Here is a 25,063-nt window from a genome sequence, read left to right as displayed (position 1 = left end):
GGAGTTAGCCGACCAGGCGGCCGTTCTTCATGCGCAGGCCGGCCAGCGGGCCGCTCTTGGCGGTGCTGGTGCCCTTGCCCGCGCCGGCGATCAGGGTCAAGGTTTCGCGGCTGTGGGCGTGGCAGATGGCGATGCCGAGCGCGTCGGCGGCGTCGGTGCCGGGCAGGCCGGGCAGCGACAGCAACCGCGCCACCATGTCCTGCACCTGCGCCTTGACCGCGCGGCCGGTGCCGACCACGGCCTGCTTGACCTGTGTCGGCGAATATTCCGCCACGCTGAGCTCGGCCGACACCAGCGCGCAGATGGCCGCGCCGCGCGCCTGCCCCAGCAGCAAGGTCGATTGCGGATTGACGTTGACGAACACCTGCTCGATGGCCGCGCATTCGGGCTGGTAGATGCGGGCGACCTCGGCCACGCCATCGAGGATCACCTTCAAGCGCGTCGGCAGGTTGCCCTCGCCGCTTTTGATGGTGCCCGAGGCGACGTAGTACAGCTTCGCGCCCTGCTTGCGAATAACGCCAAAGCCGGTCGTGCGCAAGCCGGGGTCGATGCCGAGAATTATCATTGATGGATTGTATGCAGTAAAGAAAGCGCCCGCAAGGTTGCGGGCGCTTTTATGTTCGCGACGGCGCAATGCCGACGGTTTTAAAAATCAATGGCGGAAATGGCGAATGCCGGTGTAAACCATAACGACGCCGCGCTCGTTGGCCGCGTCGATCACTTCCTGGTCGCGCATCGAGCCGCCCGGGTGGATCACGCAGGTCGCGCCGGCGTCGACCACCACGTCCAGACCGTCGCGGAACGGGAAGAACGCGTCCGACGCCACGACCGAACCGGTCAGCGACAGGCCGGCGTTTTGCGCCTTGATCGAGGCGATGCGGGCCGAGTCGATACGGCTCATCTGGCCGGCGCCCACGCCCAGGGTCATGTTATTGCCGCAGAAGACGATGGCGTTCGACTTCACATACTTGGCCACGCGCCAGGCGAACATCATGTCCTGCAACTGCTGCGGCGTCGGCTGCAGCTTGCTGACCACTTTCAGGTCCGTCAACAGCACGTTTTTCGCATCGGCCGACTGCACCAGCAAACCGCCGCCGACGCGCTTGAAGTCCATCGCGTTGACGCCGTTGCCCAATGGGATCTCCAGCAAGCGCACGTTCTGCTTGGCCGACAGGATCTGCTTCGCTTCCGCCGAGTACGACGGCGCGATCAGCACCTCGACGAACAGCTTGGCCAGCTCGGTGGCGGCGGCCGCGTCGATCTCGACGTTGAAGGCGATGATGCCGCCGAAGGCCGAGGTCGGATCGGTCTGCAGCGCGCGCTTGTAGGCGTCGGCGGCGTCGGTGCCCAGCGCCACGCCGCACGGATTGGCGTGCTTGACGATGACGCAGGCGGCGCTTTGCTGGAAGCTGCCCATGCTCTTGACGCATTCCCACGCGGCATCGGCGTCGGCGATGTTGTTGAACGACAGTTCCTTGCCCTGCAGCTGGCGGTAGTTGGCCAGCGCGCCGTCGGTGGCGGCGACGTCGCGGTAGAACGCGGCCGACTGGTGCGGGTTCTCGCCGTAGCGCATGTCCTGTACTTTTTCAAACGCCACGTTCAAGGTGGTCGGATAGGCGTTGCGGCTGGCGTGCTGGCGGTCGGCACCCAGGCTGGTCAGGTAGTTGGCGATCGCGCCGTCGTACTGCGCGGTGTGCGCGTAGACCTTGGTGGCCAGCTTGAAACGGGTGTCGTAGCTGACATAGCCGGGCGAATTGTCGGTGGTCTTCATTTCCGCCAGCACCACGCCGTAGTCCGACGGATCGCAGATGACGACCACGTCCTTGTGGTTCTTGGCCGCCGAGCGCAGCATGGCCGGACCGCCGATGTCGATGTTCTCGATGGCGTCGTCCAGCGAGCAATCTTCCTTGGCGACGGTGGCCTGGAACGGGTACAGGTTGACCACCACCATGTCGATGGTCGGAATGGCGTGCTCTTCCAGCTTGGCCACGTGCTCCGGGAAATCGCGGCGCGCCAGGATGCCGCCGTGTATTTTCGGATGCAGCGTCTTGACGCGGCCATCGAGCATCTCCGGGAAGCCGGTGTAGTCGGCGACCTCGGTCACGGCCACGCCGTTGTCGGCCAGCAGTTTGGCGGTGCCGCCGGTCGACAGGATCTTGACGCCCATGGTGGACAGCGCGCGGGCGAAGTCCAGCACACCGGTTTTGTCGGAGACGGAGATGAGAGCTTGTTTAATCATGGCTGTGAAAGGCTAGGTGGGTTGATGTCTGATTGCGGCCCGGCGGCCGTTCCCAGCCGCCGATGCCGGAAAGATCGCCGCTGTTTACAGCAGGCCGTGTTCTTGCAGTTTCTTGCGCAGGGTGTTGCGGTTGATGCCCAGCATCTGCGCCGCGTGCGACTGGTTGCCGTCGGCGCGCGTCATGACCACTTCCAGTATCGGTTTTTCCACGGTCAGCACGACCATATCGTAGATATTCGATGCCTGCTGCTCGCCCAGGTCGTTGAAGTAATCTTCAAGGCTCTTCTGGACTACTTCCTGGATACTTTCTTTGCTCATTTTGATGTCGTTCGCTAAATAATCTGTTGACGCTGGTAAATCATTCCTGGACTCATGATCCTGGCGCTTACCCTTCTGATATAACTTTTTTTAGTGCTCTAGCTTGGTTATGCGGCTTGTAATTTATCGTCTTGCAACAATTCCGGGAGGCGGTATTGTAACCGCTCGCCGTAAGTCCACTGGGATTCGAAAAACTGGTCGACGGCAAGCAACTGCTCGTCGGTGGACTCCAGCAGATTCATCTTCTGGCGGAAATCCTCGCCGCCCGCGAGGTCGCGCACATACCAGCCGATATGTTTGCGCGCGGTGCGCACGCCCAGGTATTCGCCGTAAAACGCGTAGTGGGCGCGCAAGTGTTCGTCCATCAGCGCGCGCACCTCGTCGACGTACGGCGACGGCAGATGGGTGCCGGTGCGCAGGAAATGCTCGATCTCGCGGAAGATCCACGGCCGTCCCTGCGCCGCGCGGCCGATCATGACGGCATCGGCGCCGGTGTAATCGAGCACGAACTTGGCTTTTTCCGGCGTCGTGATATCGCCGTTGGCCACCACGGGTATCGCCACGGACTGCTTGACCGCCGCGATCATGTCGTACTCGGCGTCGCCGGTGTAGCCGTCGGCGCGCGTGCGGCCGTGCAAGGTCAGCATGGCGATGCCGGCGTCCTCGGCGATGCGCGCGATCTTCAGCGCGTTCTTGTTTTCGCGGTTCCAGCCGGTGCGGAACTTCAAGGTGACCGGCACGTCGACCGCGCCGACCACGGCTTCGACGATCTCCCTGACCAGCGCCTCGTTCTGCAACAAGGCCGAACCGCACCAGCTGTTGCACACCTTCTTGACCGGGCAACCCATATTGATATCGATGATCTGGGCGCCGCGCTCGACGTTGAAGCGGGCGCAATCGGCCAGGTCCTTGGGATCGGCGCCGGCGATCTGCACCGCCTTCGGCTCCATTTCGCCGGTGTGGTCGGTGCGGCGCGAGCTCTTTTCGGTCGCCCACAGGCGCGGATTGGACGCCGCCATCTCGGATACCGCATACCCCGCCCCCAGCTGTTTGCACAGCTGACGGAAAGGCCGATCCGTCACTCCTGCCATGGGAGCGACGAAAACGTTGTTGCGCAGTAAATGAGGGCCGATTTGCACTGGCGATACCTGATGGGAAGGAGGAACCTTCTATTTTAACCGAAGGGGTGCTCAAATAATAAGCACTATTTTTTATGAAAACTGCAAATGTGCAGCCTGAACGTTATGAACGATCAGATCACATCGTCCATCGCGGCCAGACTCAGGTGCTCCACCTCGCCCCAGCTAGTTAGCGCTAACTTACCGTCAGAAAACGTAAAGCGGTTGATGCTGGCGTTCTTGACCTGGAAGTCGCGTGGGCTGTCGAGCTGCATGCCGACCGCCTCGCGGTAGGCGCATTCCAGCACGCCGCCATGGGCGACGACGGCGATGGTTTTGCCCGGATGACGCTCGGCCCACTCGCGGATGGCCGAGGTGGCGCGCGCGTAGAACTGGCGGAAACTCTCGGCCACCCGCTCGCCGGGCGGCATCACCGCGTCGATATCGCGCGCCTGCCACAGCGCGAAGTCGGCCGGATATTGCTGCTCGACCTCGGTGTACAACATGCCTTCGAAGACGCCATAGCAGCGTTCGCGCAAGTTGGCGTCGGTATGCACGTTGGCGCCGTCGTACTGGTCGGCCACGGCCTGGGCCGTTTGGCGGGCGCGTTGCAGGTCGCTGGAAATAATCACGTCGACCGACTCGGCGGCCAACGCCTGGGCCAGCGCGCCGGCCTGGCGTTCGCCTTCGGCGTTGAGCGGGATGTCGATATGGCCTTGCAGGCGGCGCACGGCGTTCCAGGCCGTCTCGCCGTGGCGGATCAGCAAAATATTGGTGTTGTTCATGCGGTCTTTTTTCTTGGCTTGCGGGCCGGTTCGGCGGCCAGGGCCGGATTCAAAGTATACGTGCCGATCAGTTGCGCCTCATCGACGATATGGCCGTGGATGGCGTTGAGCACGTCGACACAAGTAAAGCGCCCTTCCAATGCCAGACGCGGCACATCGAGCGCATACATGCGAAATATATAATGATGGACGCGCTCATCGTTCCACGGCGGACAGGGGCCATCATACCCGTAATAGTCGCCGGCCATCGCCGGGTCGGTGGAAAACCACCGGGTGTAATCGTTGACGCCCTGCCGCAGGGCCGCGCCGTCCAGGCCCAGTTCGGGACCGGTTTTGCCGCGCGCCACCACGCCATCCGACACCGCGCCCTCGGCGAGCCGATGCAGGCGGACCGGGATATCGATCAAGCTCCAGTGGAAAAAATCGTCGCGCGGCATACTCGCCGGCAAGGTGACGCCGGGGCGGTTGACGTCGGTGGCATCCTGCGGCACATCGCCGTCGATGCACAGCAATACCAGCGATTCGGTGCCGGCCGGCACGTCGCTCCAGCTCAGTTGGGGATTGCGGTTGGCGGACAGCGTCACCTGGCCGTCCGCGCCCATCGCGGCAAAGGCGCAGGCGGCTGGAATCGCCGTGCCGTCGCGAAAGCTCTCACTCGACAGTTTCATCTTTGGTCTCCCCACTGTTCTTTATTTAGAGTTGGTTTGCAGCCAAAACGTTACGGGTCCGTCGTTGGTGAGAGTGACTTTCATGTCCGCACCAAACTGGCCCGTTTGCACCACCGTGTGCCGCAACCGCGCCTGCTCGACAAAATAAGTGAACAGGCGTAAGCCGTCGGCCGGCACGGCCGCCGGCGTGAACGAAGGACGCGTGCCGGACTTGGTGTCGGCCGCCAAGGTGAACTGCGGTACCAGCAGCAGGCCGCCGGCCACGTCCGCCACACTGCGGTTCATCTTGCCGGCGTCGTCCGAAAACACGCGGTAGCCCAGCATTTTGGTCAGCAGCGCGTCGGCGTCCTTCTCGGTGTCGTTGCGCTCGGCGCACACCAGCACCATCAAGCCGGCCCCGATGACGCCGATGGTGGCGCCATCGACCACCACTTTCGCGTCGCTGACCCGTTGCAGCAGCGCGATCATGCGGACAGGGTCACGCGGGCGAACTTGCGCTTGCCCACTTGCAGCACGAAGGTGCCGGCCTCGATCTTGACGGCCTTGTCGCTGATGACGGCGCCGTCGAGGCGCACGCCGCCCTGGTCGATCATGCGCATCGCCTCCGAGGTGGACGGGCACAGGCCGGCCATCTTCAGCAATTGCGGGATGCCGACCGGCGCGCCGCCCAGCGCCACTTCCGGCACGTCGTCCGGAATGCCGCCCTTGGAGCGGTTGACGAAGTCGTTGAGCGCCTCGTCGGCCGCCGCCTGCGAGTGGAAGCGGGCGACGATCTCCTGCGCCAGCGCCACTTTGGCGTCGCGCGGATTGGCGCCGCCGTCGATGGCGGCCTTGAGCGCGGCGACATCGGCGATCGAGCGGAACGACAGCAGCTCATAGTATTTCCACATCATCACGTCGGAAATGCTCATGATCTTGGCGAACATGGTGTTCCCGGGCTCGGTGATGCCGATATAGTTGTTCTTCGACTTGGACATCTTGTCGACGCCGTCCAAACCTTCCAGCAGCGGCATGGTCAAAATGCACTGCGGTTCCTGGTCGTAGTCCTTCTGCAGCTCGCGGCCGACCAGCAAGTTGAATTTCTGGTCTGTTCCACCCAGCTCGAGGTCGGACTTCAAAGCGACCGAATCGTAGCCCTGCATCAAAGGATAAAGGAACTCATGGACCGCAATCGGTGTCCCACCCTTGAAGCGCTTGCTGAAATCGTCACGCTCCATCATGCGGGCCACGGTGTAATGCGAGGCCAGCTTGATCAACCCGCGCGCGCCCAGCGGATCGCACCACTCGGAGTTGTAGCGGATTTCCGTCTTCGACGGATCGAGCACCAGCGACGCCTGCTTGAAATAGGTCATGGCGTTTTGCTCGACCTGCTCCTTGGTCAGCGGCGGACGCGTCATGTTGCGGCCCGACGGGTCGCCGATCATGGAGGTGAAGTCGCCGATGAGGAAAATGACTTGATGGCCCAGATCTTGCAACTGACGCATCTTGTTCAGCACGACGGTGTGGCCGAGGTGCAAATCCGGCGCGGTCGGGTCCAGGCCCAGTTTGATGCGCAGCGGCACGCCGCTTTGCTCGGAGCGCGCCAGCTTTTGGGCGAACTCGCTTTCAATCAGCAACTCGTCGACACCCCGTTTGGTGATCGCGAGCGCCTCTAGTACACGGTCGGTCAGGGGCAGTGCTTTCGAGGCGGGCGGCGGTGTGGAAGAAGGGGTAGTCATATATTTTGGGAGTTTTTTTCAAAAAAAGGTAGTCAGCCTCAGGAGTTTGTTATAATCCTCGATCCATCAATCTTGCCGTACGAAAACGAAACCCGACAATAATTAGAAGAAATAAAAGGTTCCTGAATAGTTCAAGCGGCAAATTTTAACTGATTGCATGAACCAAATACATAAATTCACGAGCTCACGCTTGTACAGTCTGATGGCTTCAACGCGCAAAGCGCGCATTGTCAGCGCCTCGGCACTGTTCCTCACAGTATGTGCGTTCGGTGCGGCCGGCGTCGCGCCGCTCGCCCCGGATCCAGCCGATCTGCCGGTTAAATCCGTGCAAGAAACGGTCACGATGCCGGATCTTACGCCACAGATCAACGCACTTGAGCAACAATCCTCCAACGAGCACTTCGTCCACGAAGAACGCATCCGCGCCGGCGACACGCTCGCCACGCTGCTGACGCGTCTGGGTGTGGAAGACGACGCCGCCGAAACCTTCATCAAAAAAGACAAGGTCGCCAAAGGCGTCATGCAGCTGAAGACGGGTAAACGCGTCCAGGCGCAGACCGACGACGAAGGCAATCTGCAATGGCTGCGCGCGGTCGTGGTCGACGGCAAGGACATCCCTGTCAAAAACATCAAGATTTCCCGCAAAAACGACCGCTTTGTCGCGGAAGAAGAGCCGGCCAAGCTGGAACGCCGTGTCGAGATGCATGCCCGCACCATCACCTCGACCCTGTTCGCAGCGACCGATTCGAACGAGGACGGCACCAAGCTGCCGGACGCGATCGTCAAGCAAATCGTCGAGATGTTCTCGACCAGCATCGACTTCCGGGGCGACCTGAAGCGCGGCGACCATTTCAACGTGGTGTACGAGACGTTCTGGCAGGATGGGGAATTTGTTCGCGCGGGCCGCATCCTGGCTGGCGAATTCACCAACCGTGGCACGACGTACCAGTCGGTGTGGTTTGAAGACCCGCAGACCAAGCAGGGCGGCGGCTATTACAGCTTCGACGGCAAGGCGCTGAAAAAGGCCTTCCTGAAGTCGCCGGTGGAATTCTCGCGGATTTCGTCGGGCTTCTCGATGCGCGTGCATCCGGTGTCCGGCCAGTGGAAAGCCCACAAGGGCATCGACTTCCCTGCCCCGACCGGCACGCCGATCCGCGCCTCCGGCGACGGCGTCATCGATTTCGCCGGCACCCAGAATGGCTACGGCAATTTCGTCACGATCAAGCACTGGAACAATTACTCGACCGCTTACGCGCACATGAGCCGCTTTGCGCCGGGCATCAAAAAAGGCAGCAAAGTCAGCCAGGGAGACGTGATCGGCTATGTCGGCAGCACCGGCTGGTCGACCGGCGCGCACTTGCACTACGAGTTCCGTGTCGGCGGCGAGGCCAAGGACCCGAGCAAGATGAACGTGCAAGCCCAGGCGCCGCTGACGGCGGCCGAACTGTCGCGCTTCAAGGTCTACGCGTCGGACATGTCGCACCGCTTCGCGCTGCTGCAACCGGGTGGCTCGACCGGCACCCGCGTCGCGGCGAAATAAACCGCAACGCTTAATACCAAACAGGCCGCCGCATCGGCCTGTTTTTTTTCGTCTGTTTCTTTTGCTCTGTAGCCATAATGCTCCGCCCAGCACGCTTGTTCCGTGCGACAGCACACGCAAGCTCAGGCAAAATAGCTTTTTCAGCTTGAGGAAACAACAATGACCCACTATATCGGTTTGATGTCCGGCACCAGCCTGGACGGCGTGGACGGTGCCCTCGCCGATTTCTCCGGCGACGCCGTCGACACCCTGGCCGCCGCCTACATCGCGTTTCCTCCATCGTTGCGCACCGAGTTGATGGCGCTGCAAGCGGCCGGCGACAACGAGATCGAGCGCGAGGCGCTGGCCGCCAATCAACTGGCGGAATTCTACGCCCAGTGCGTCGCACAGCTGCTGGACGAGGCCGGCCGCAAGGCCGACACGGTGCGCGCCGTCGCCGTCCACGGCCAGACCATCCGCCACCGTCCCGAACTGGGTTTCACGCGCCAGACCAACAACCCCGCCCTGCTGGCCGAGCTGTGCGGCATCGACGTCATCGCCGACTTCCGCAGCCGCGACATCGCCGCCGGAGGCCAGGGCGCGCCGCTGGTGCCGGCCTTCCACCAGGCGCTGTTCGGCAAGCCCGGCCAAGCGCGCGTGGTGGCCAACATCGGCGGCATCTCCAACATCAGCGTACTCGACGGCGAAGGCGGCGTGATCGGCTTCGACACCGGCCCCGGCAATGTGCTGATGGACGCGTGGATCGGCCGCCACCTGGACAAGGAATACGACGCCGACGGCGCCTGGGCGGCCAGCGGCAAGGAAATCCCCGAGTTGCTGCAGGAATTGCTGCACGAGCCCTATTTCGCGCTGCCGGCGCCGAAAAGCACCGGTCGCGACCTGTTCCACCTGGAGTGGCTCGACACGCGGCTGGCCGTGTACGGCGACGCCGCGCCGGAGGATGTGCAATTCACGCTGACCAAGCTAACGGCGGTCTCGCTGGCGCGGGCCATACAGGCTTATGGCGGCGGCGCGGACGCGGTGTATGTCTGCGGTGGCGGCGCCTACAACAGCGTGCTGATGAGCGAACTGGGCGCCGCGCTGGGCAATAACGTACTAGTGGCATCGACGCAGGCGTTGGGCGTGGCGCCGAACCGGGTGGAGGCGTTGGCGTTCGCGTGGCTGGGTTACCGCTTCAGCGAACGCCTGGCCGGCAATCTGCCGAGCGTCACCGGCGCCAAGGGCGAGCGCGTACTCGGCGCCCTCTATCCCCGCTAACCTCTCGGGGGTCAGTGCCGACATTCGGACACGGACTCAAGCGTATCGCCGTCGGCCAGGATGAGGTCGTGTCCGAATGTCGGCACTGACCCCGGGGTTTAAATTGGTATTGGCAAGCGCTGTAAACGACAACGGCGGACAACCGAAGTTGTCCGCCGCGTTGTACAGCTAGAACCGATTTATACCGAGAACGAGGAGCCGCAGCCGCAAGTCGACGTCGCGGTCGGGTTCTTGATGACGAATTGCGCGCCTTCCAGGTCGTCCTTGTAATCGATCTCGGCGCCCACCAGGTACTGGTAGCTCATCGAGTCGATCAACAGCTGGACGCCGTTCTTGACCATCGTGGTGTCGTCTTCGTTGACGATTTCGTCGAACGTGAAGCCGTACTGGAAGCCGGAACAGCCGCCACCCTGCACGAACACACGCAGTTTCAGGTCGGGATTACCCTCTTCCTCGATCAGCTGGGCGACCTTTTCGGCCGCGCTATCGGTGAAGATGATCGGCGACGGGATTACATCTACTAGTGATTCGGCTACAGCATTCATTTCAGACTCCTACGTGAAAACATTTAGGTCATTATAGACCCTTGGCGTTGTTTATGCTCCAGACCCCTCGAAAATGGGGGATCTTGTGCCAAATATCAATGCCCGATGTTACGGCAGCAACGCGATCTGCGTCAGTCCGGTCGATTCTTCCAGCCCGAACATCAGGTTCATACACTGCACCGCCTGGCCGGACGCGCCCTTGACCAGGTTGTCCTGCACCACCAGCACGATGACGGTGTTGCCATTGTCCGGACGATGCAACGCCAGGCGCAGCACGTTGGCGCCGCGCGTCGAACGGGTCTCGGGATGCGAGCCGAACGGCATGACATCGACGAACGGCGAGTCCTTGTATTGCTCTTCGAACAATGCCTGCAGTTCCTCGTTGCTCACTTCCTTGGTGAGGCGGCCGTACAGCGTCGAATGCATGCCGCGTATCATCGGCACCAGATGCGGCGTAAACACCAGGCCAACCTTGTCGCCGGCGAACTTTTGCAGCTGAGCCACGGTTTCCGGGGTGTGGCGGTGACCCGACACGCCATAGGCCTTGAAGTTATCGCTCGACTCGGAGAACAGCGTGCCGATCTCGGCCTTGCGACCGGCGCCGGAAACGCCGGACTTGCAGTCGGCGATCAACGAACCGGCGTCGATCACGCCGGCCTTGAGCAGCGGGTAGTAGCCCAGCTGCATCGTGGTCGGATAGCAACCCGGATTGGCGACCAGGCGCGCGCCCTTGATGGCGTCGCGGTTCAGTTCGGCCAGGCCGTAGGCGGCTTCTTCCAGCAGATCCGGGCAGGTATGTTCGATCTTGTACCATTTTTCAAAGACGGCCTTGTCCTTGATGCGGAAATCGGCCGCCAGGTCGATGACCTTGACGCCGGCCGCCAGCAACTCCGGCGCCTGCGCCATGGCCACGCCGTGCGGGGTGGCGAAGAACACCACGTCGCACTGCTTGAGGTCGGCCTTGTCCGGCGACGAGAACGCGATGTCCACGCGCCCGCGCAGCGAAGGGAACATATCGGCAACCGGCAAGCCATCCTCCTTGCGCGACGTGATGGCCGTCAGCTGCACATCGGGGTGGACGGCCAACAGTCGCAGCAGTTCCACTCCGGTGTAACCGGTGCCGCCGACGATGCCAACTTTGATCATGTTCGTTCCTTGAATGAAGTATTAAAAAACCACGGAAACACGTAGGGCGGATTAGGCGGAACGCCGTAATCGGCCATATATGAGCCGCCGATGACGCCGACGTGGCCGCGCCACCATATCTGGAGGGTCATTTTATCAGGCATGCGCTACCGGCGTATGACCGCACCCCATAGCAAAAAAGCCGCCCGGCACAAGGCCGGCGGCTTTTTCGACAGCACGCCGCAAGCGGCGCGCCATAGCGTACAAATTAACGCTTCGAGAATTGCTTTGCGCGACGTGCTTTGCGCAGACCAACTTTTTTACGTTCAACTTCACGTGCATCGCGGGTAACGAAGCCGGCGCGTGCCAGATCGCCCTTCAGCGCTGCATCGTAGTCGATCAGGGCGCGGGTGATGCCGTGACGCACAGCACCTGCCTGGCCGGACTCGCCGCCGCCGTGCACGTTGACTTTGATGTCAAAACGCTCGACGTTGCCGGTCAGTTCCAGTGGTTGACGAATAACCATCAGGCCGGTTTCGCGGGAGAAGTACTCAGCCGCTGGCTTGCCGTTAACGATGATTTGGCCAGTGCCAACTTTGATAAACACACGAGCTACTGCACTCTTGCGACGGCCGGTGCCGTAATTGTAGTTACCGATCATGTCAGTTCCTTAGATTTCGAGTGCTTTAGGTTGCTGGGCAGCGTGCGGGTGCGAACCTTCAGCGTACACTTTCAGCTTCTTGATCATTGCGTAGCCCAGTGGGCCCTTCGGCAACATACCCTTGACTGCTTTTTCCAGAGCACGGCCTGGGAAACGCTGTTGCATTTTCAGGAAGTTGGTCTCGTAGATGCCGCCTGGGTAGCCCGAGTGACGGTAGTAGGTCTTCTCGGTGGCTTTGGTGCCGGTCACGCGCAGTTTGCCTGCGTTGATGATGACGATGAAATCGCCGGTATCGACGTGAGGAGTAAATTCTGGCTTGTGTTTGCCGCGCAGTCGGAGTGCCACTTCGCTGGCAACACGTCCGAGGACTTTGTCCGTCGCGTCAATCACGAACCAATCGCGCTGGACTTCATGGCCCTTAGCGGAAAAAGTTTTCATGTTGACTTCCTAAATAGTAAAACACGCTCAAATGGTGGTTCCGCCATTGCTTCAGCGGACTCGGCCTTCTTATTTACTTTCCTGAGCGAACGGAAAGCCGATAAGTATAAGCGGGAACCACCAGCCGAGTCAAGCCGCCAGTTGGTCTTCCGCCAGCTGCGGCTCGCCGTAGCGGAAAACATTGACCACATTGAAAGTCGTGTCCGGGACGTACAGCCGGCCCTTGGCGGCGTGGATGAAGTACGGCATCCACACGCCGCCCGCGTCCGGATACTTCTTGAACACGGAAATGCCGGTCTCGTAGGTCAGCGTGTCCTCGCCGATGCGGAACACCTTCAGTGCCCGGTTGACCAGGTCGTTGACCATCAGCCGGTCGCCGTCGATGCATACGCTGGCCGGCAACATGAACTTTTCATAATCGACATCGACGTCGTCGCAATAGCCGAGGTAGCCGTAGCTCCACAAGCTCCCGCCCTCGCGGTCGAACACGCGCAGGCAGTTGTTGAACTGGTCGCAGACGAACAAGCGGTCGTTGGCGTCGATGGCGATGTCGCACGGGGTGAAATCCTCGTCCGCGTGCCAGCGGAAGTTCTTGCGGAACACCACGTAACCGGTCGGCTGGATCTGCCACATCGAGATGCGGTTGTTGAGCGAGTCGGCGATATAGATCTCGCCCCGGCCGTTGACGGCGATGCCCTGCGGCGCCTTCAGGGTGCCGTCGCCGCCGATGCCCTCGCGTCCGAACGGCACGCCGTAGTTGATCAGGAAGCCAGACGGGCTGAACTGATACATCGACACCGTGCACATATTGAAGTTGGTGACGAAGATGATCGGCGTGCCCGGGCAAATCTGCCCCAGCGGCGGCGTGTGCGGATAATAGACATCCATCGCCAGGTCGCCGGGTACGAAGAAGCCGCGCATCATGTCCTGCATCTGGTGGTAGGGGTCGCTGTCGGTATTAAAGGTTTTCATGCACCAGTTGCCGGAGTCGATATTCAGCGAACCGCGCCCGATGCGCGCCAGCGGATCGATGCCCGAATGCGTGCGGAACTGGTCGTACCAATATTGGTAGACGCGCGTGGTGGCCGTGGCCCACTGGTCGATCCAGCTGCCGCCGGCGACCTCCTGCGGCGGCGCGCGGCGGTCCGGATCGATGCCGAGCACCGCCGTCATGCAGTTGAACTGCGAAGTCTTGCGCAGACGGTCCTGATCGTCGCGCCGATGGCCTACCGACGCGATCAGCAGCGCCTCCTCCTCGCCCGTCATGCGCGGGATGCGCACCTTGATGATGCTCGACGCAAACGGTTCGCTGACGTAATACACGTCCGGCTCGGTGGCCGCGCACACTTGATAGGGGCCGACGAAGACGACGTCCTCCAGCACGCCGTAGACCAGGTCCGACATCGAATGCACCGGCTCCATGCGGTGGTTCCACAATGGCTGCAGACCGTTGACGATGGTGACCAGTTCGCCCTCGAGGTTATAGACGGCAATGGCGTTCTCGATGTGGCCCGGCACGAACACGCGGTCGCCGATCACACACACCGAGCGCATCACATTGAACTTGCCGATGCCGGTCGGTTTGCCGTGCTGGTGCAGCATCACCGTATCGTGCGGCGCCTGCACGCATTCGTCGACGATGGGCCAGTCGGTGCTGATCTTGAGCACTTCGTAGTGGCCGGTGTTGGCAAGGTAAATATTGCCCCTGGAATCGCTGGCGATACCTTGCGGCCACAGCAGCTCGTGGCCGCCGCCATGTTCGGCGTCCGGGCAGGCGACACGGCGGAACTGGCTGACGAAGTTGCCCTCCAGGGTGAACTTGACACAGCGGCTGGCCAGGTCGTCCTTGGTATGGAAGAACTCGTCGCAAACGTAGAGGTAGTCGACGCCGTCGCGTTCGCGCACGGTGGTGATGCCGTTGGGGTCGGACAGCGGCAGATAGTCGCCCTCACCCTGGCCCTCGCCGAACGCAAAGCTGAACCACACCTCGTGCTCGTCGTAGCCGAAGGCGGCCACCCTGCCGTGGCCCATGTCGGTGCAATACATCAGCTTGTCCGTCGGATGCGGACACACATGGAAAGGCATCAGCAGGCGCGGCGCCTGCGGCGTGGCCTCGCCGGGACCCTCGATCACGTGCAGCAGGGTGGACAGGTCGGGAGAGAACACCAGCAGGCGGCTGTTGCCGGTGTCGCACACCCACAGCCGGCCGTAGCTGTCCGCGTGCACGCCGACCGGGGAATTGAGCGTGAAATCATCGGCCAGTTCGCCGACGGCCGTGCTGCCCGGCTTGGTCAGATCACCATATGAACAAAGGTACTCAATAGCTTGGCTCATCAAATGCTCCTTGATTTTAGTCAAACAAAGCGCATTAAATTATCAAGCGGCTTGGGTGGATGTCCAAGCGAAAAAACTTCATGCAAGCCACTCGGCACCGGACTCCTTTACAATACGGACAACGATTTTTAACGGAGAGAATGATGGAATGCAAAGTCAGCTGGAACGGCCCGTCGGGCATGAGTTTTTTGGCCCAGACCGGCTCCGGTCATCTGGTCAACATGGACGGCGCGCCCGAGGGCGGCGGTCACAACCTGGCGCCGCGTCCGATGGAAATGGTGCTGCTCGGCACCGGCGGCTGCACGGCATATGACGTGGTGCTGATTCTGAAGAAGGGCCGCGCGGATATCCGCGGCTGCGAGTGCACCCTGAAGGCGGATCGCGCGGACGTGGACCCTAAGGTGTTCACCAAGATTAATTTCCACTTTGTCGTGACCGGCAAGGGCTTGAAGCCGGAGGCGGTGGAGCGCGCGATTTCTCTGTCGCATGACAAGTATTGCTCGGCGTCGATCATGCTGGGCAAGATGGCCGAGATCACGCATTCGTTCGAGATCGTTGAGGTGGAATAAGGTCCGTCGCTGTTCCACGTAGGGCGGATTAGGCGGAACGCCGTAATCGGCCATGCATGCGTCTCGACGACGCACGCATGGCGGATTACGCTGCGCTAATCCGCCCTACGTGTATCCGCGGTCATTCATCTCCGTGGCCATTCATTTAGCGGCCGTCGGATGAGTCAGATGTAATACGCGGTGGTGGTCATGATCTTGCCCATCACCGACATCACGGCCTGCACCGGCGCCGGCGTTTGCGCGGCGCCCAGCGCTTGCGCGGCGGCGCCGTGTTCGATCTCGTCGATACGCATCTGCTCGACGATCGCGCGCGACTTGGCGTCCTGCGGCGGCAACTTGTCCAGATGGCTGGCCAGGTGCGCCTCCACCTGGCGCTCGGTCTCGACCACAAAACCCAGGCTGCGGGCGTCGCCCAATACCGCCGCCACCGTGCCGAGCGCGTACGCGCCGGCATAGAACAACGGATTCAACACGCTGGTATGCGAGCCCAGCTCGGTCAGCCGCTGCGCGGTCCACGCCAGATGGTCTTCCTCTTCCCTGCCCGCCTGCTCGAACTGGGCGCGCATTTCCGCCGTCTTGGCGAAGCGGCCCTGCGAGTTGTACAGCGCCTGCGCGCAGACCTCGCCCACGTGGTTGACCCGCATCAGGCCTGCGCTGTGGCGCTGTTCCGCCTCGCTCAGCTGGCCGTCGTCGGCATGCAGGCCCGGCGTCGGTCGCGACGCCGAGGCGACGCCGGCGATCACGCGCAGCGCCTTGTCGGCATCAGCAATAAAACGGTCCAATGGAGTGTGGTGGAAGGCGGCCATGGCGGTTCGTGGTTCGTCAAAACCACCATTATAGAGGCGCGTTTTAGTTTGCGTCCGTCTCTTCGCGCAGCTGCCGCTGGCGCTCGATATAATCGGCCACGGGGCCGCGCACGTCGATCTTCGAGATATCCTTGGCCACGCCAAGGTTCAACCCGAGCAGGAAGGGGATGTTCTCGACCGGCACATCGGTGCAATGTTCGGAAAAGGCTTTGAGGAAGCGCTTGGACTCGACCACCCGCACCACTTTCTCTCCGCTCATGTATTGCAGGATGCTGGTGATGCTGTGGCCCTTGCCGATCGTGTGGTAAATGAAACGGTTGAAATCGCGGTCCAACACCTTGAAATCCAGCGTTTCCTTGGTCATCAGGCCGGCCAGGTAATACAGACCAAGGGCCACGCGGAAGAAGCCCGTGCACTCGGTGCGATCGACGCCGCAGTGGGTCACCGCGAGTATTTTTTCCTGCAGTTGAGCATTCATATTCCGCCGTTCTCCATATCATCACTATAACAAGACATTTGCCGCCATACTTGCTTGCAAGCCAGAATTTTTACATGCTATTCTTGAAATCTTTAATAAAAGAACAGCAAAGGGCAGCGAAATGATCGAGGTAAAAGGCTTGGCCAAACGCTTCCGTTTGCCCTCGCGCACCGGCAAGGCAGCTCCCGCGCTCGATCCGCGCGATCACGACGGCTGGTTCCATGCCGTGCGCGACGTCAGCTTCAGTTGCGCGCCCGGCGAGGTGCTGGGCCTGCTCGGCCCCAACGGCGCCGGCAAAACCACCACCCTGCGCCTGTTGTCGACCGCGCTCAAGCCCGACGCCGGCAGCATCCACGCCAACGGCGTCGATCTGCTGCACAATCCGCTCGTGGCGCGCCAGCACATCGGCTTCCTGTCCGGCAGCACCGGCCTGTACGGCCGCCTGACCGCGCGCGAGAACGTCGAATACTTCGGCCGTCTGCATGGCATGCGGGCCGAGCACCTGAAGCGACGCTGCGACGAGCTGTTCGACCTGCTGCAAATGCACGAGTACGGCAACAAGCGCGCCGACCAGCTCTCCACCGGCATGAAGCAGAAATGTTCGATCGCCCGCACCGTTGTGCACGAGCCGAAGATCGTCATCCTCGATGAACCCACTACCGGCCTCGACGTGATGGCCGCCAAGGTCTTGCTCGACTTCATCGCCAGCTACAAGGCGCTGCGGGTGCCGCTGATCTTTTCCACCCACCACCTGCACGAGGTGGAAAAACTGTGCGACCGGGTCTGCATCATTAACCACGGCAAGACCGCTTTCCACGGCAGCGTCGACGCCCTGCGCCACCTGGGCGGCAGCGCCGATCTATACGACGCGTTCGTCGGCGTCATCAACCGGGGGGACTGAGCCATGTGGACCATCTATCTGAAGGAATTGCTGGAACTAATACGCGACCGCAAGACGTTCTTCTTCACCGTCTTCGTGCCGGTCATCGCGATGCCGCTGATCTTCACCGGCTTCGGCATGCTGTCGACCACGATGTTCAAGCAGGCCAGCCAGGCGCAGATGACCTACGCCATCTTCGGCAAGGACCACGCGCCGCAACTGGCGGCCCGCTTCGCCGAGGAGAAAGGCTTGCGCGAGGTCGTGCTGTCCGGTCCCGGCGAGATCAAGGCGGCCATCGGCGACGACCGCATCAAGTTCGCGCTGGTGATCCCGCCCGACCTGGAAAGCACCCTGGCGCGGCACCAGCAGGGCGTGATCGAGCTGCACTACAACAGCGCCTCGGCGATCGACATGACGCGCAAGCGCGTGACTGCGGTGCTGGGCAACCACAACAACGCGGTGCGCGAGCAGGCACTGTCAGCCCTCAACCTGAACAAGGACCAGCTGCGCTTCGCGCTCGATCCGATCAAGCTGGAGGACCGCTCGACCGCCAACAAGCGCGAGCAAACCGGCGCCATGATCGGCGGCCTGGTGCCCTACATCCTGTTGATGGTGTGCCTGGTGTCGGCGATGTATCCGGCCATCGACACCGGCGCCGGCGAAAAGGAACGCGGCACCCTGGAAACCCTGTTGCTGGCGCCGGTCTCGCGCACCAGCATCGTGCTGGCGAAATTCCTGATGCTGTTCACCGTCGGCCTGACGTCGGCGCTGTTGATGATCGCCAGCCTGGGCGGGCTGCTGATCTTCGGCGAGTCGCTGATGAGCGGCGACGTGGCGCAGATGGCGCGCTCGATCGGCCTGTTCGACCTGGCCATGGTGGCGCTGATGCTGGTGCCGACGGCGGCCATGTTCGCCGCCATCCTGCTGTCGATCTCGGTGTATGCGAAGAGCTACAAGGAGGCTTCCGGCCTGATCTCGCCGTTGATGATCGTCACCATCCTGCCCACCCTGGCCGCGCTGCTGCCCGGCGTGGAAATGAACTGGAAATGGGCCATGGTGCCGCTAACCAATGTTTCCCTGGCGATGAAAGAACTGGTCAAAGGCACCATGGACTACAGCATGCTGTCGGTGATCATGCTGTCGACCACGGTAACCGCCGGCGCCCTGCTCGCGCTATGCCGCTGGTGGTTCAACCGCGAGGCGGTGCTGTTCAGAAATTGATGCCGAGAATGGTATTGAATTCGTCAAGTTGTCTATTCAAGCAAGTGGTCACGGACGGCGTTCTGGTAGGCCGTTTGCGCAGTCTGGCGCGCAGTTTCCGCCGCCCATCGCAATGGCGCCCCATGTATAGAACAAATTCAATACAATGCCATCATGTGAAAAGTGTATGGCCGTGCAGAAATGCTGGTTGTGCAGCGGCAGAATCATTCAGGAGTCAGCATGGAATTACGCATCAGCAACTTGTCTAAAACCTACGGCAATGGGGTCGTGGCGTTGGACAATATATCGCTTACCATCCCCACCGGGATGTTCGGCTTGCTCGGCCCCAACGGCGCCGGCAAATCGACCCTGATGCGGACCTTGGCGACGTTGCAGGAATGCGATTCCGGTTCGGTGTTCCTCGACGACATCGACGTGCTCGACGAAAAAGACGAAGTGCGCCGCCTGCTCGGCTATCTGCCGCAGGACTTCGGCGTCTACCCGAAGGTGACGGCCTACGAACTGCTCGACCATTTCGCCGAGCTCAAAGGCTTGTCCAACCGCAACCGCCGGCGCGAGGTGGTCGACGGCCTGCTGCAGCAAACCAATCTGTTCGACGTGCGCCACCAGCGCCTGGGCGGCTTTTCCGGCGGCATGCGCCAGCGCTTCGGCATCGCCCAGGCGCTGCTGGGCGACCCGAAACTGATCATCGTCGACGAGCCGACCGCCGGCCTCGACCCGCAAGAGCGCGTGCGCTTCCACAACCTGTTGTCGGACATCGGCGAGGACAAGACCGTCATCCTGTCGACCCACATCGTCAGCGACGTCGCCGACCTTTGCGCTAACATGGCGATCATCAACAAGGGCCACCTGCTGCTGTGCGGCCCGACCCAGGAACTGATCCACGAGGTCAGCGACAAAATCTGGGCCCGCTTCATCGACAAGCGCGACCTGCAATCGTTCCAGCTGCGCCACCCGGTCATCTCGTCGCGCCTGCTGTCGGGCCGCACCCTGATCCACGTCTACAGCGAGAACGATCCCGGCGACGGTTTCGAGGAGGCCATCGGCGACCTCGAGGATGTCTACTTCGCCACCATCGCCGGCCGCCACCAAGCCGCCGCCACCTGCGACTAAGGCGGCCGCATGTTCGCCATCGCCTTTTTTGAAGCGCGCCAGCGCCTCAAGCTGCTGTCGACCTGGGTCTACTTCCTCGGGTTCCTGTCGTTGTCGCTGCTGTGGATGGCCGCCGCCGGCGGCTTCTTCAAGGAAGCCCACGTCACCTTCGGCAGCCTGGCGATCAATTCGCCGCGCTCGCTGATGTTCACCGTCAGCGCGCTCGGCTCCTTGGGCGTGGTGGTGATCGCGGCCATGATGGGCCGCTCGGTGCAGCAGGATTTCGAGTACGACATGCAGCACTTCTTCTTCAGCGCGCCGATCAAGAAGCACCAGTACATGTTCGGCCGCTTCCTCGGCGCCTATTTCACCTTGGCGGTGATCTTCACCAGCATCATCCTCGGCGCCTGGCTGGGCAGCATGCTGCCTGGCATCGACCCGGAGCGGCTGGGCTTGCCGGGGCCGCTGGGCTACCTGATCCCCTACCTTGTCGTCATCCTGCCCAACATCTTCATCTTCGGCGCCGTGTTCTTCATCCTGGCCGCGCTGACGCGGCGCATGCTGCCGGTCTACATCAGCAGCGTGGTCATGCTGATCGGCTACATCGTCGCCCCCGGCCTGGCGCGCGACCTCGACTACAAAACGCTGGCCGCGCTGATCGACCCCTTCGGCACCACCGCCGTGCTGCGCCTGACCGAATACTGGCCCATCATCGAGCGCAACACGCGCATGGTCTGGCCGGAGGGCGTGTACCTGCTCAACCGCGCGCTGTGGTCGTCGTTCGCGCTGGCCGGCCTGCTGCTGGGTTACTGGCGCTTCCACTTCATCGCCACCGTCGACAGCGGCGCCAGCCGTGGCGAGGGCGAGCAGCCGCCGCATCTGTCGGCCGTCTCGACCAACACCCAGGAAACGCCGGACTTCAAATCGCGCAGCCTGGCCGGACTGCTCATCAAGATGAGCTGGCTGAACCTGCGGGAAACCACCAAGAACATCTACTTCGTCGTCATCGTGCTGGCCGGCGTGCTGATGATGTTCGCCAGCGCGCTGGACATGGGATCGATGTTCGGCACCAACACCTACCCGGCCACCTACCTGATCCTCGACTCGGTGACCGAAACGTTCGAGCTGTTCATGCTGGTGATCACCACCTTCTACGCGGGCGAGCTGATCTGGCGCGAGCGCGAGGCGCGCATGGCGCAGATGCTCGACGCGCTGCCGATCCCGAGCTGGCTGCCGCTGCTGGCCAAGCTGTTCGCGCTGATCGGCCTGCAGGCCCTGCTGATGTTGGTCGTCATGCTGTGCGGCATGGCGATCCAGATCTGCAAAGGCTATTTCATCCTGGAGCCGGGGCTGTACCTGCACCAGCTGTTCCTGATCCAGCTGCCCGGCTACGCGCTGGCGGCGGTGCTGGCGATCGCGCTGCAGGTGCTGATCAACCAACGCTACCTGGCCTACTTCGCGATGATCATGTACTACGTCGCGATGTTGACCATGAGCTCTATGGGCGTGGACGAACCGCTGCTGGCCTACGGCACCATGCCGCACTTCATCTATTCCGCCATGAACGGCTACGGCCATTACCTGCCGCGCGAGCGCTGGTTCGAGGCGTACTGGGGCGGCGCCGCGCTGTTGCTGGTGGTCGGCTCGCTGCTGTTCTGGGCGCGCGGCACCAACGACGGCTGGCGCCAGCGCATGCAACTGGCGCGCCACGCGCTGACCAGGCCGGTGCTGGCCACGATGGCGGCCGGCGCGCTGGTCTTCGCCGGCGCCGGCGCGGTACTGTTCTACAACACGCACATCGTCCACTGCTACAAATCGACCTACGAAAAAGACGCCGAGCGCGCCGACTACGAACGCAAGTACAAGCAATACGCGGCGCTGCCGCAGCCGCGCATCACCGACGTCAAGCTCGACGTCGCCATCGCGCCGGCGCAACGCAGCCTCAAGGTCAAGGGCCGCTACGTGCTGCAAAACAAAACCGCGCAAGCGGTCAGCGACATCATCATCCAGCAGGACGCCGACGCCACCGGCTACAAGGCGCGCTTCAGCCAGGAAGTGCGCGCGGGCCTGCGCGACACCGACCTCGGTTTCTACACCTACAAGCTGGCCAAGCCGCTGGCGCCGGGCGCGCGGATGGCGCTCGAGTTCGAGGTCGACTACGTACCGACGGGCATCTTCGGCATGGGCCAGGACACGCCGGTCGTCCACAACGGCACCTTCTTCAACAACAGCGTGCTGCCGCGCATCGGCTACCAGCAGGAGAACGAACTGAGCGACGCGCGCGACCGCAAGAAGCACCAGTTGGCCGCGCGCGAACGCATGTTGCCGCGCGACGACGCACGCGGCCTGGCCAACAATTTCAGCGGCAACGACGCCGACTGGATCAACTTTGACGCCATCGTCAGCACCAGCGCCGACCAGATGGCCATCGCGCCGGGCACGCTGGTCAAGGACTGGAGCAGCAAGGGCCGGCACTACTACCACTACAAGATGGACCAGCCGATCCTGAACTTCTACGCCTTCCAGTCGGCGCGCTATCTGGTCAAGCGCGACTGGTGGCAGGATGTCGGCATCGAGATCTACTACCACCCTGGCCACGAATACAACCTCGAGCGGATGAACCAGGGCATCAAGGAATCGCTCGACTACTACACGCGCAACTTCGGACCGTACCAGCACAAGCTGGTGCGCATCGTCGAATTCCCGCGCTACGCCACGTTCGCGCAATCGTTCCCGAACACGATTCCGTACGCCGAATCGCTGGGCTTCATCGCCAAGGTCGACGACGGCAATCCGAAGGACATCGACTACCCGTTCTACGTCACCGCGCATGAAATGGCGCACCAGTGGTGGGGTCATCAACTGGTCGCCGGCAGCACGCGCGGCGGCAGCGTGCTGAGCGAAACGCTGGCCGAATACTCGGCGTTGATGGTGATGAAAAAGAATTTCGGCGCCAGCAAAATGCGCCGTTTCCTGCACTACGACCTGCACCAATACCTGCTGGGACGCGCGCTGGAGCGCAAGAAGGAACTGCCGCTGGCCGACAACGAAAACCAGAACTACATCCAGTATCGCAAGGGCAGCCTGGCGATGTACCAGTTGCAAGACATCCTGGGAGAGGCCAGGATCAACGGCGCGCTCAAGGAGCTGCTGGCGAAACATGGGCGCAGTGGCGGGCCGTATCCAAGCGTCACGGTGCTGGTCGACGCGCTGCGCGCCATCACGCCGCAGGAATACGCCTACCTGATCGACGACTTGTTCAACCACATCGTGCTATATGAAAACCACGGGATATCGGCGACGGCGCGCAAGCTCAACGATGGCAAATACGAAGTCAGCTTCGTCGTCAGCGCGGCCAAGGTGCGCGCCAACGACCAGGGCGAGGAGCGGGATGTGGCGTTGAAGGACTACATCGACGTCGGCGTCGACGACAAGGACGGCAACAGCCTGGTGCGCGAGCGCAAGCTGATCGACCGCAAGGACAACAGCTACACGGTCATCGTCAGCGGCCGTCCGGCCAAGGCCGGCATCGACCCCGACAACAAGCTCATCGACCGCAAGCCCGACGACAACATGGTCAACGTCGAGCTGCAAGCGCAATAAAACCTGCGGGGGTCAGGTCCGACATTCGGACACGACCTGGTCCGTATAAACGCTTTACGGACGGGCCCGTGTCCGAATGTCGGACCTGACCCCCGCTGTTTTAGGCGGTAACTTTGAAGATGTTGACGATGGCGCGCAAGTCATCGGCCTGATCGTTCAGCGAGGCGGCGGCGGCGGCGGCCTCCTCCACCAGCGCGGCGTTTTGCTGCGTGACCTGATCCATCTGGATCACTGCCTGGTTCACCTGCTCGATGCCGGCGCTCTGCTCGTGGCTGGCCGAGCTGATTTCGCCCATGATGTCGGTGACGCGCTGGATGCTGTCGACCACGTCGCTCATCGTCATGCCCGCTTGCGTGACCAGGGTGCTGCCGGCGTCGACCTTCTCCAGCGAGTCGTCGATCAGCGCTTTGATTTCCTTGGCGGCCGTGGCGCTGCGTTGCGCCAGGCTGCGCACCTCGCTGGCGACCACCGCGAAGCCACGTCCCTGCTCGCCCGCGCGCGCCGCTTCCACCGCCGCGTTCAAGGCCAGGATGTTGGTTTGGAAGGCGATGCCGTCGATCACGCTGATGATGTCGACGATCTTGCGCGCCGAGCCGTTGATCGCTTCCATCGTCTCGACCACGTCGGCCACCTCCGTGCCGCCGCGCCGCGCCACTTCCGACGCCTTCACCGCGAGCTGGTTGGCCTGGCGGGCGTTGTCGGAGTTCTGCTTGACGGTCGAGGTCAACTCTTCCATCGACGCGGCCGTCTCTTCCAGGCTGGAGGCCTGTTCCTCGGTGCGGGCCGACAGGTCCATATTGCCGGCAGCGATCTCGCTCGACGCCGTCGAAATGCTCTCCGTACCATGGCGTACGTCGTTGACGATGCCGATCAAGCCGTCGTTCATCGAGCGCAGCGCTTGCAGCAGGCGTCCGGTCTCGTCGGTGCTGCCGACCTCAATGGTCGACGTCAGGTCCTTGTTGGCCACGGCCACGGCGATGTCCACTGCCTGGTTCAGCGGCACGGTGATGCCGCGCGTCAAACGCCAGGCGCAGCCGACGCCCAGCGCCAGCACCACCAGACCGAACACGATCATGAATTGGCGGCTGTTCTGATAGATCGTCTCGATCTCGGCCGCGTTGGCGTCGATGCTTTTGCGCTGCATGTCCAGCAAGCCGCTCAGCGAGGCCAGGTAGGCCTTGCCGTCCGGCGTGAAGCGCTGGTCCAGCACCTCGTTGGCCTGCTCGAGCTGCCCTTCCTTCTTCAGCTTGACGATGGTGTCGCGCGACGCCAGGTAGCGCTTGCGGTTGGCCATCATCTGCTCGAACAGGGCTTTTTCCTGCTCGGTCTCCAGCAGCGGCTCGACCTTCTTTTGCAAGCCGTTGACCTCTGCTGTGGAGGCGACCGTTTCCTCGGCAAAGAACGGGCCGAGCGACGGATCGGAGCTCTTCGAAATCGCCGACGTCCGGCGCACGCTGGTGTGGATCAACCGGTACCAGTCGCTGATCATGCGTTCCTTGGCTAAAGGCTGTTGCATCATGTCACGGGTGGCCTCGGCCACGTCTTGCATATGCGTGATGCCGATCACCGTCATCAAAGTCATCATGGCGAGGACCAAACCGAAGCCTGCGGCGAGGCGCGTGCCGATTTTCAAATTTTTCATGGTAAAAGTTGCCGGTCAGGGCAGTA

Annotated in this window: 23 protein-coding genes; 7 read left to right on the top strand and 16 right to left on the bottom strand. The window is 62.1% G+C overall.

What is annotated here, in order from left to right; genetic code table 11:
* Positions 1-4 precede the first annotated feature (4 nt).
* From ruvC to tyrS, 8 genes are all read right to left on the bottom strand, one after another.
* Positions 5-565 carry a crossover junction endodeoxyribonuclease RuvC gene (gene ruvC, locus AC07P1_RS24730; protein ID WP_494698328.1) on the bottom strand — a complete coding sequence of 187 codons (561 nt, stop codon included), beginning with the start codon at positions 563-565 and terminating at the stop codon, positions 5-7.
* A gap of 87 nt (positions 566-652) precedes the next feature.
* Positions 653-2,239, bottom strand: coding sequence for a bifunctional phosphoribosylaminoimidazolecarboxamide formyltransferase/IMP cyclohydrolase (purH, locus tag AC07P1_RS24725; RefSeq protein ID WP_494698327.1), 1,587 nt, complete (start codon positions 2,237-2,239; stop codon positions 653-655).
* Positions 2,240-2,323: 84 nt separating this feature from the next.
* On the bottom strand, positions 2,324-2,557 hold the full coding sequence (locus AC07P1_RS24720; RefSeq protein ID WP_008445162.1) for a helix-turn-helix domain-containing protein: 234 nt from the start codon (positions 2,555-2,557) through the stop codon (positions 2,324-2,326).
* A gap of 107 nt (positions 2,558-2,664) precedes the next feature.
* Positions 2,665-3,696, bottom strand: a complete 1,032-nt coding sequence (gene dusB, locus AC07P1_RS24715; RefSeq protein ID WP_494698326.1) for a tRNA dihydrouridine synthase DusB — start codon at positions 3,694-3,696, stop codon at positions 2,665-2,667.
* A gap of 113 nt (positions 3,697-3,809) precedes the next feature.
* Complete coding sequence (locus tag AC07P1_RS24710) at positions 3,810-4,460, bottom strand: histidine phosphatase family protein (protein ID WP_494698325.1); 651 nt, start codon at positions 4,458-4,460, stop codon at positions 3,810-3,812.
* Positions 4,457-5,128 (bottom strand): YbhB/YbcL family Raf kinase inhibitor-like protein, encoded by a 672-nt coding sequence (locus AC07P1_RS24705; protein WP_494698324.1) that lies wholly within the window; start codon positions 5,126-5,128, stop codon positions 4,457-4,459. Before AC07P1_RS24705 ends, AC07P1_RS24710 begins: the two co-directional genes overlap by 4 nt.
* Positions 5,129-5,149: 21 nt before the next feature.
* Positions 5,150-5,596 carry a D-aminoacyl-tRNA deacylase gene (gene dtd / locus AC07P1_RS24700; protein ID WP_494698323.1) on the bottom strand — a complete coding sequence of 149 codons (447 nt, stop codon included), beginning with the start codon at positions 5,594-5,596 and terminating at the stop codon, positions 5,150-5,152.
* Positions 5,593-6,846 (bottom strand): tyrosine--tRNA ligase, encoded by a 1,254-nt coding sequence (gene tyrS, locus AC07P1_RS24695; RefSeq protein WP_494698322.1) that lies wholly within the window; start codon positions 6,844-6,846, stop codon positions 5,593-5,595. Before tyrS ends, dtd begins: the two co-directional genes overlap by 4 nt.
* A gap of 157 nt (positions 6,847-7,003) precedes the next feature.
* Here tyrS and AC07P1_RS24690 point away from each other — a divergent pair, with 157 nt between their 5' ends.
* A complete protein-coding gene (locus tag AC07P1_RS24690; protein WP_494698321.1) occupies positions 7,004-8,386 on the top strand; it encodes a M23 family metallopeptidase in 1,383 nt (460 codons plus the stop codon).
* Positions 8,387-8,545: 159 nt separating this feature from the next.
* A complete protein-coding gene (locus AC07P1_RS24685; RefSeq protein ID WP_494698320.1) occupies positions 8,546-9,643 on the top strand; it encodes an anhydro-N-acetylmuramic acid kinase in 1,098 nt (365 codons plus the stop codon).
* A gap of 179 nt (positions 9,644-9,822) precedes the next feature.
* Here AC07P1_RS24685 and erpA read toward each other — a convergent pair whose 3' ends face one another.
* The 5 genes from erpA to AC07P1_RS24660 form a co-directional block, all read right to left on the bottom strand.
* Positions 9,823-10,188 carry an iron-sulfur cluster insertion protein ErpA gene (gene erpA, locus AC07P1_RS24680; RefSeq protein WP_090316908.1) on the bottom strand — a complete coding sequence of 122 codons (366 nt, stop codon included), beginning with the start codon at positions 10,186-10,188 and terminating at the stop codon, positions 9,823-9,825.
* Positions 10,189-10,296: 108 nt separating this feature from the next.
* Positions 10,297-11,334, bottom strand: a complete 1,038-nt coding sequence (gene argC, locus AC07P1_RS24675) for an N-acetyl-gamma-glutamyl-phosphate reductase (protein WP_315212383.1) — start codon at positions 11,332-11,334, stop codon at positions 10,297-10,299.
* A 247-nt stretch (positions 11,335-11,581) separates the two neighbouring features.
* Positions 11,582-11,974: a 30S ribosomal protein S9 gene (gene rpsI / locus AC07P1_RS24670; RefSeq protein WP_008445137.1), complete on the bottom strand. Its 393-nt coding sequence runs from the start codon at positions 11,972-11,974 to the stop codon at positions 11,582-11,584.
* A gap of 9 nt (positions 11,975-11,983) precedes the next feature.
* On the bottom strand, positions 11,984-12,412 hold the full coding sequence (gene rplM, locus AC07P1_RS24665; RefSeq protein ID WP_056157909.1) for a 50S ribosomal protein L13: 429 nt from the start codon (positions 12,410-12,412) through the stop codon (positions 11,984-11,986).
* A gap of 129 nt (positions 12,413-12,541) precedes the next feature.
* Entirely contained in the window at positions 12,542-14,746 is a 2,205-nt protein-coding gene (locus AC07P1_RS24660; RefSeq protein WP_494698319.1) for an NHL repeat-containing protein, read from the bottom strand.
* A 143-nt stretch (positions 14,747-14,889) separates the two neighbouring features.
* Here AC07P1_RS24660 and AC07P1_RS24655 point away from each other — a divergent pair, with 143 nt between their 5' ends.
* Entirely contained in the window at positions 14,890-15,315 is a 426-nt protein-coding gene (locus AC07P1_RS24655) for an OsmC family protein (RefSeq protein WP_315212385.1), read from the top strand.
* A gap of 164 nt (positions 15,316-15,479) precedes the next feature.
* On the opposite strand, the gene coq7 is transcribed toward AC07P1_RS24655, so the two are convergent.
* The gene (gene coq7 / locus AC07P1_RS24650) at positions 15,480-16,121 is read right to left on the bottom strand and encodes a 2-polyprenyl-3-methyl-6-methoxy-1,4-benzoquinone monooxygenase (RefSeq protein WP_494698318.1); all 642 of its coding nucleotides are present in this window, start codon (positions 16,119-16,121) and stop codon (positions 15,480-15,482) included.
* Between the two features lie 43 nt (positions 16,122-16,164).
* The gene (locus AC07P1_RS24645) at positions 16,165-16,599 is read right to left on the bottom strand and encodes a hypothetical protein (protein WP_363503391.1); all 435 of its coding nucleotides are present in this window, start codon (positions 16,597-16,599) and stop codon (positions 16,165-16,167) included.
* 121 nt (positions 16,600-16,720) lie between these two features.
* On the opposite strand from AC07P1_RS24645, the gene AC07P1_RS24640 reads away from it, so the two are divergent.
* The 4 genes from AC07P1_RS24640 (at position 16,721) to AC07P1_RS24625 (ending at position 23,395) form a co-directional block, all read left to right on the top strand.
* Positions 16,721-17,500 carry an ABC transporter ATP-binding protein gene (locus tag AC07P1_RS24640; RefSeq protein WP_494698317.1) on the top strand — a complete coding sequence of 260 codons (780 nt, stop codon included), beginning with the start codon at positions 16,721-16,723 and terminating at the stop codon, positions 17,498-17,500.
* A 3-nt stretch (positions 17,501-17,503) separates the two neighbouring features.
* Complete coding sequence (locus AC07P1_RS24635; RefSeq protein WP_494698316.1) at positions 17,504-18,700, top strand: ABC transporter permease; 1,197 nt, start codon at positions 17,504-17,506, stop codon at positions 18,698-18,700.
* Between the two features lie 219 nt (positions 18,701-18,919).
* On the top strand, positions 18,920-19,813 hold the full coding sequence (locus AC07P1_RS24630) for an ABC transporter ATP-binding protein (protein WP_471704193.1): 894 nt from the start codon (positions 18,920-18,922) through the stop codon (positions 19,811-19,813).
* Between the two features lie 9 nt (positions 19,814-19,822).
* Positions 19,823-23,395: a M1 family aminopeptidase gene (locus tag AC07P1_RS24625; RefSeq protein WP_494698315.1), complete on the top strand. Its 3,573-nt coding sequence runs from the start codon at positions 19,823-19,825 to the stop codon at positions 23,393-23,395.
* Positions 23,396-23,495: 100 nt separating this feature from the next.
* Here the strand turns inward: AC07P1_RS24625 and AC07P1_RS24620 are convergent, their stop codons facing one another.
* Positions 23,496-25,037, bottom strand: coding sequence for a methyl-accepting chemotaxis protein (locus tag AC07P1_RS24620; protein WP_494698314.1), 1,542 nt, complete (start codon positions 25,035-25,037; stop codon positions 23,496-23,498).
* Positions 25,038-25,063 lie beyond the last annotated feature (26 nt).

Source organism: Duganella sp. GW821-FHT07F09, assembly GCF_059418705.1.
This window is presented reverse-complemented; position numbering and strand designations above follow the sequence as displayed.

Bases quoted from the DNA above. Each gene is read 5' to 3' on its own strand.
- AC07P1_RS24655 (WP_315212385.1), top strand. From the start codon at position 14,890: ATGGAATGCAAAGTCAGCTGGAACGGCCCGTCGGGCATGAGTTTTTTG.
- rpsI (WP_008445137.1), bottom strand. From the start codon at position 11,974: ATGATCGGTAACTACAATTACGGCACCGGCCGTCGCAAGAGTGCAGTA.
- AC07P1_RS24720 (WP_008445162.1), bottom strand. From the start codon at position 2,557: ATGAGCAAAGAAAGTATCCAGGAAGTAGTCCAGAAGAGCCTTGAAGAT.
- coq7 (WP_494698318.1), bottom strand. From the start codon at position 16,121: ATGGCCGCCTTCCACCACACTCCATTGGACCGTTTTATTGCTGATGCC.
- erpA (WP_090316908.1), bottom strand. From the start codon at position 10,188: ATGAATGCTGTAGCCGAATCACTAGTAGATGTAATCCCGTCGCCGATC.
- AC07P1_RS24685 (WP_494698320.1), top strand. From the start codon at position 8,546: ATGACCCACTATATCGGTTTGATGTCCGGCACCAGCCTGGACGGCGTG.
- ruvC (WP_494698328.1), bottom strand. From the start codon at position 565: ATGATAATTCTCGGCATCGACCCCGGCTTGCGCACGACCGGCTTTGGC.
- argC (WP_315212383.1), bottom strand. From the start codon at position 11,334: ATGATCAAAGTTGGCATCGTCGGCGGCACCGGTTACACCGGAGTGGAA.
- AC07P1_RS24625 (WP_494698315.1), top strand. From the start codon at position 19,823: ATGTTCGCCATCGCCTTTTTTGAAGCGCGCCAGCGCCTCAAGCTGCTG.
- purH (WP_494698327.1), bottom strand. From the start codon at position 2,239: ATGATTAAACAAGCTCTCATCTCCGTCTCCGACAAAACCGGTGTGCTG.
- AC07P1_RS24710 (WP_494698325.1), bottom strand. From the start codon at position 4,460: ATGAACAACACCAATATTTTGCTGATCCGCCACGGCGAGACGGCCTGG.
- tyrS (WP_494698322.1), bottom strand. From the start codon at position 6,846: ATGACTACCCCTTCTTCCACACCGCCGCCCGCCTCGAAAGCACTGCCC.
- rplM (WP_056157909.1), bottom strand. From the start codon at position 12,412: ATGAAAACTTTTTCCGCTAAGGGCCATGAAGTCCAGCGCGATTGGTTC.
- dtd (WP_494698323.1), bottom strand. From the start codon at position 5,596: ATGATCGCGCTGCTGCAACGGGTCAGCGACGCGAAAGTGGTGGTCGAT.
- AC07P1_RS24645 (WP_363503391.1), bottom strand. From the start codon at position 16,599: ATGAATGCTCAACTGCAGGAAAAAATACTCGCGGTGACCCACTGCGGC.
- AC07P1_RS24690 (WP_494698321.1), top strand. From the start codon at position 7,004: ATGAACCAAATACATAAATTCACGAGCTCACGCTTGTACAGTCTGATG.
- AC07P1_RS24660 (WP_494698319.1), bottom strand. From the start codon at position 14,746: ATGAGCCAAGCTATTGAGTACCTTTGTTCATATGGTGATCTGACCAAG.
- AC07P1_RS24620 (WP_494698314.1), bottom strand. From the start codon at position 25,037: ATGAAAAATTTGAAAATCGGCACGCGCCTCGCCGCAGGCTTCGGTTTG.
- AC07P1_RS24640 (WP_494698317.1), top strand. From the start codon at position 16,721: ATGATCGAGGTAAAAGGCTTGGCCAAACGCTTCCGTTTGCCCTCGCGC.
- AC07P1_RS24705 (WP_494698324.1), bottom strand. From the start codon at position 5,128: ATGAAACTGTCGAGTGAGAGCTTTCGCGACGGCACGGCGATTCCAGCC.
- AC07P1_RS24635 (WP_494698316.1), top strand. From the start codon at position 17,504: ATGTGGACCATCTATCTGAAGGAATTGCTGGAACTAATACGCGACCGC.
- AC07P1_RS24630 (WP_471704193.1), top strand. From the start codon at position 18,920: ATGGAATTACGCATCAGCAACTTGTCTAAAACCTACGGCAATGGGGTC.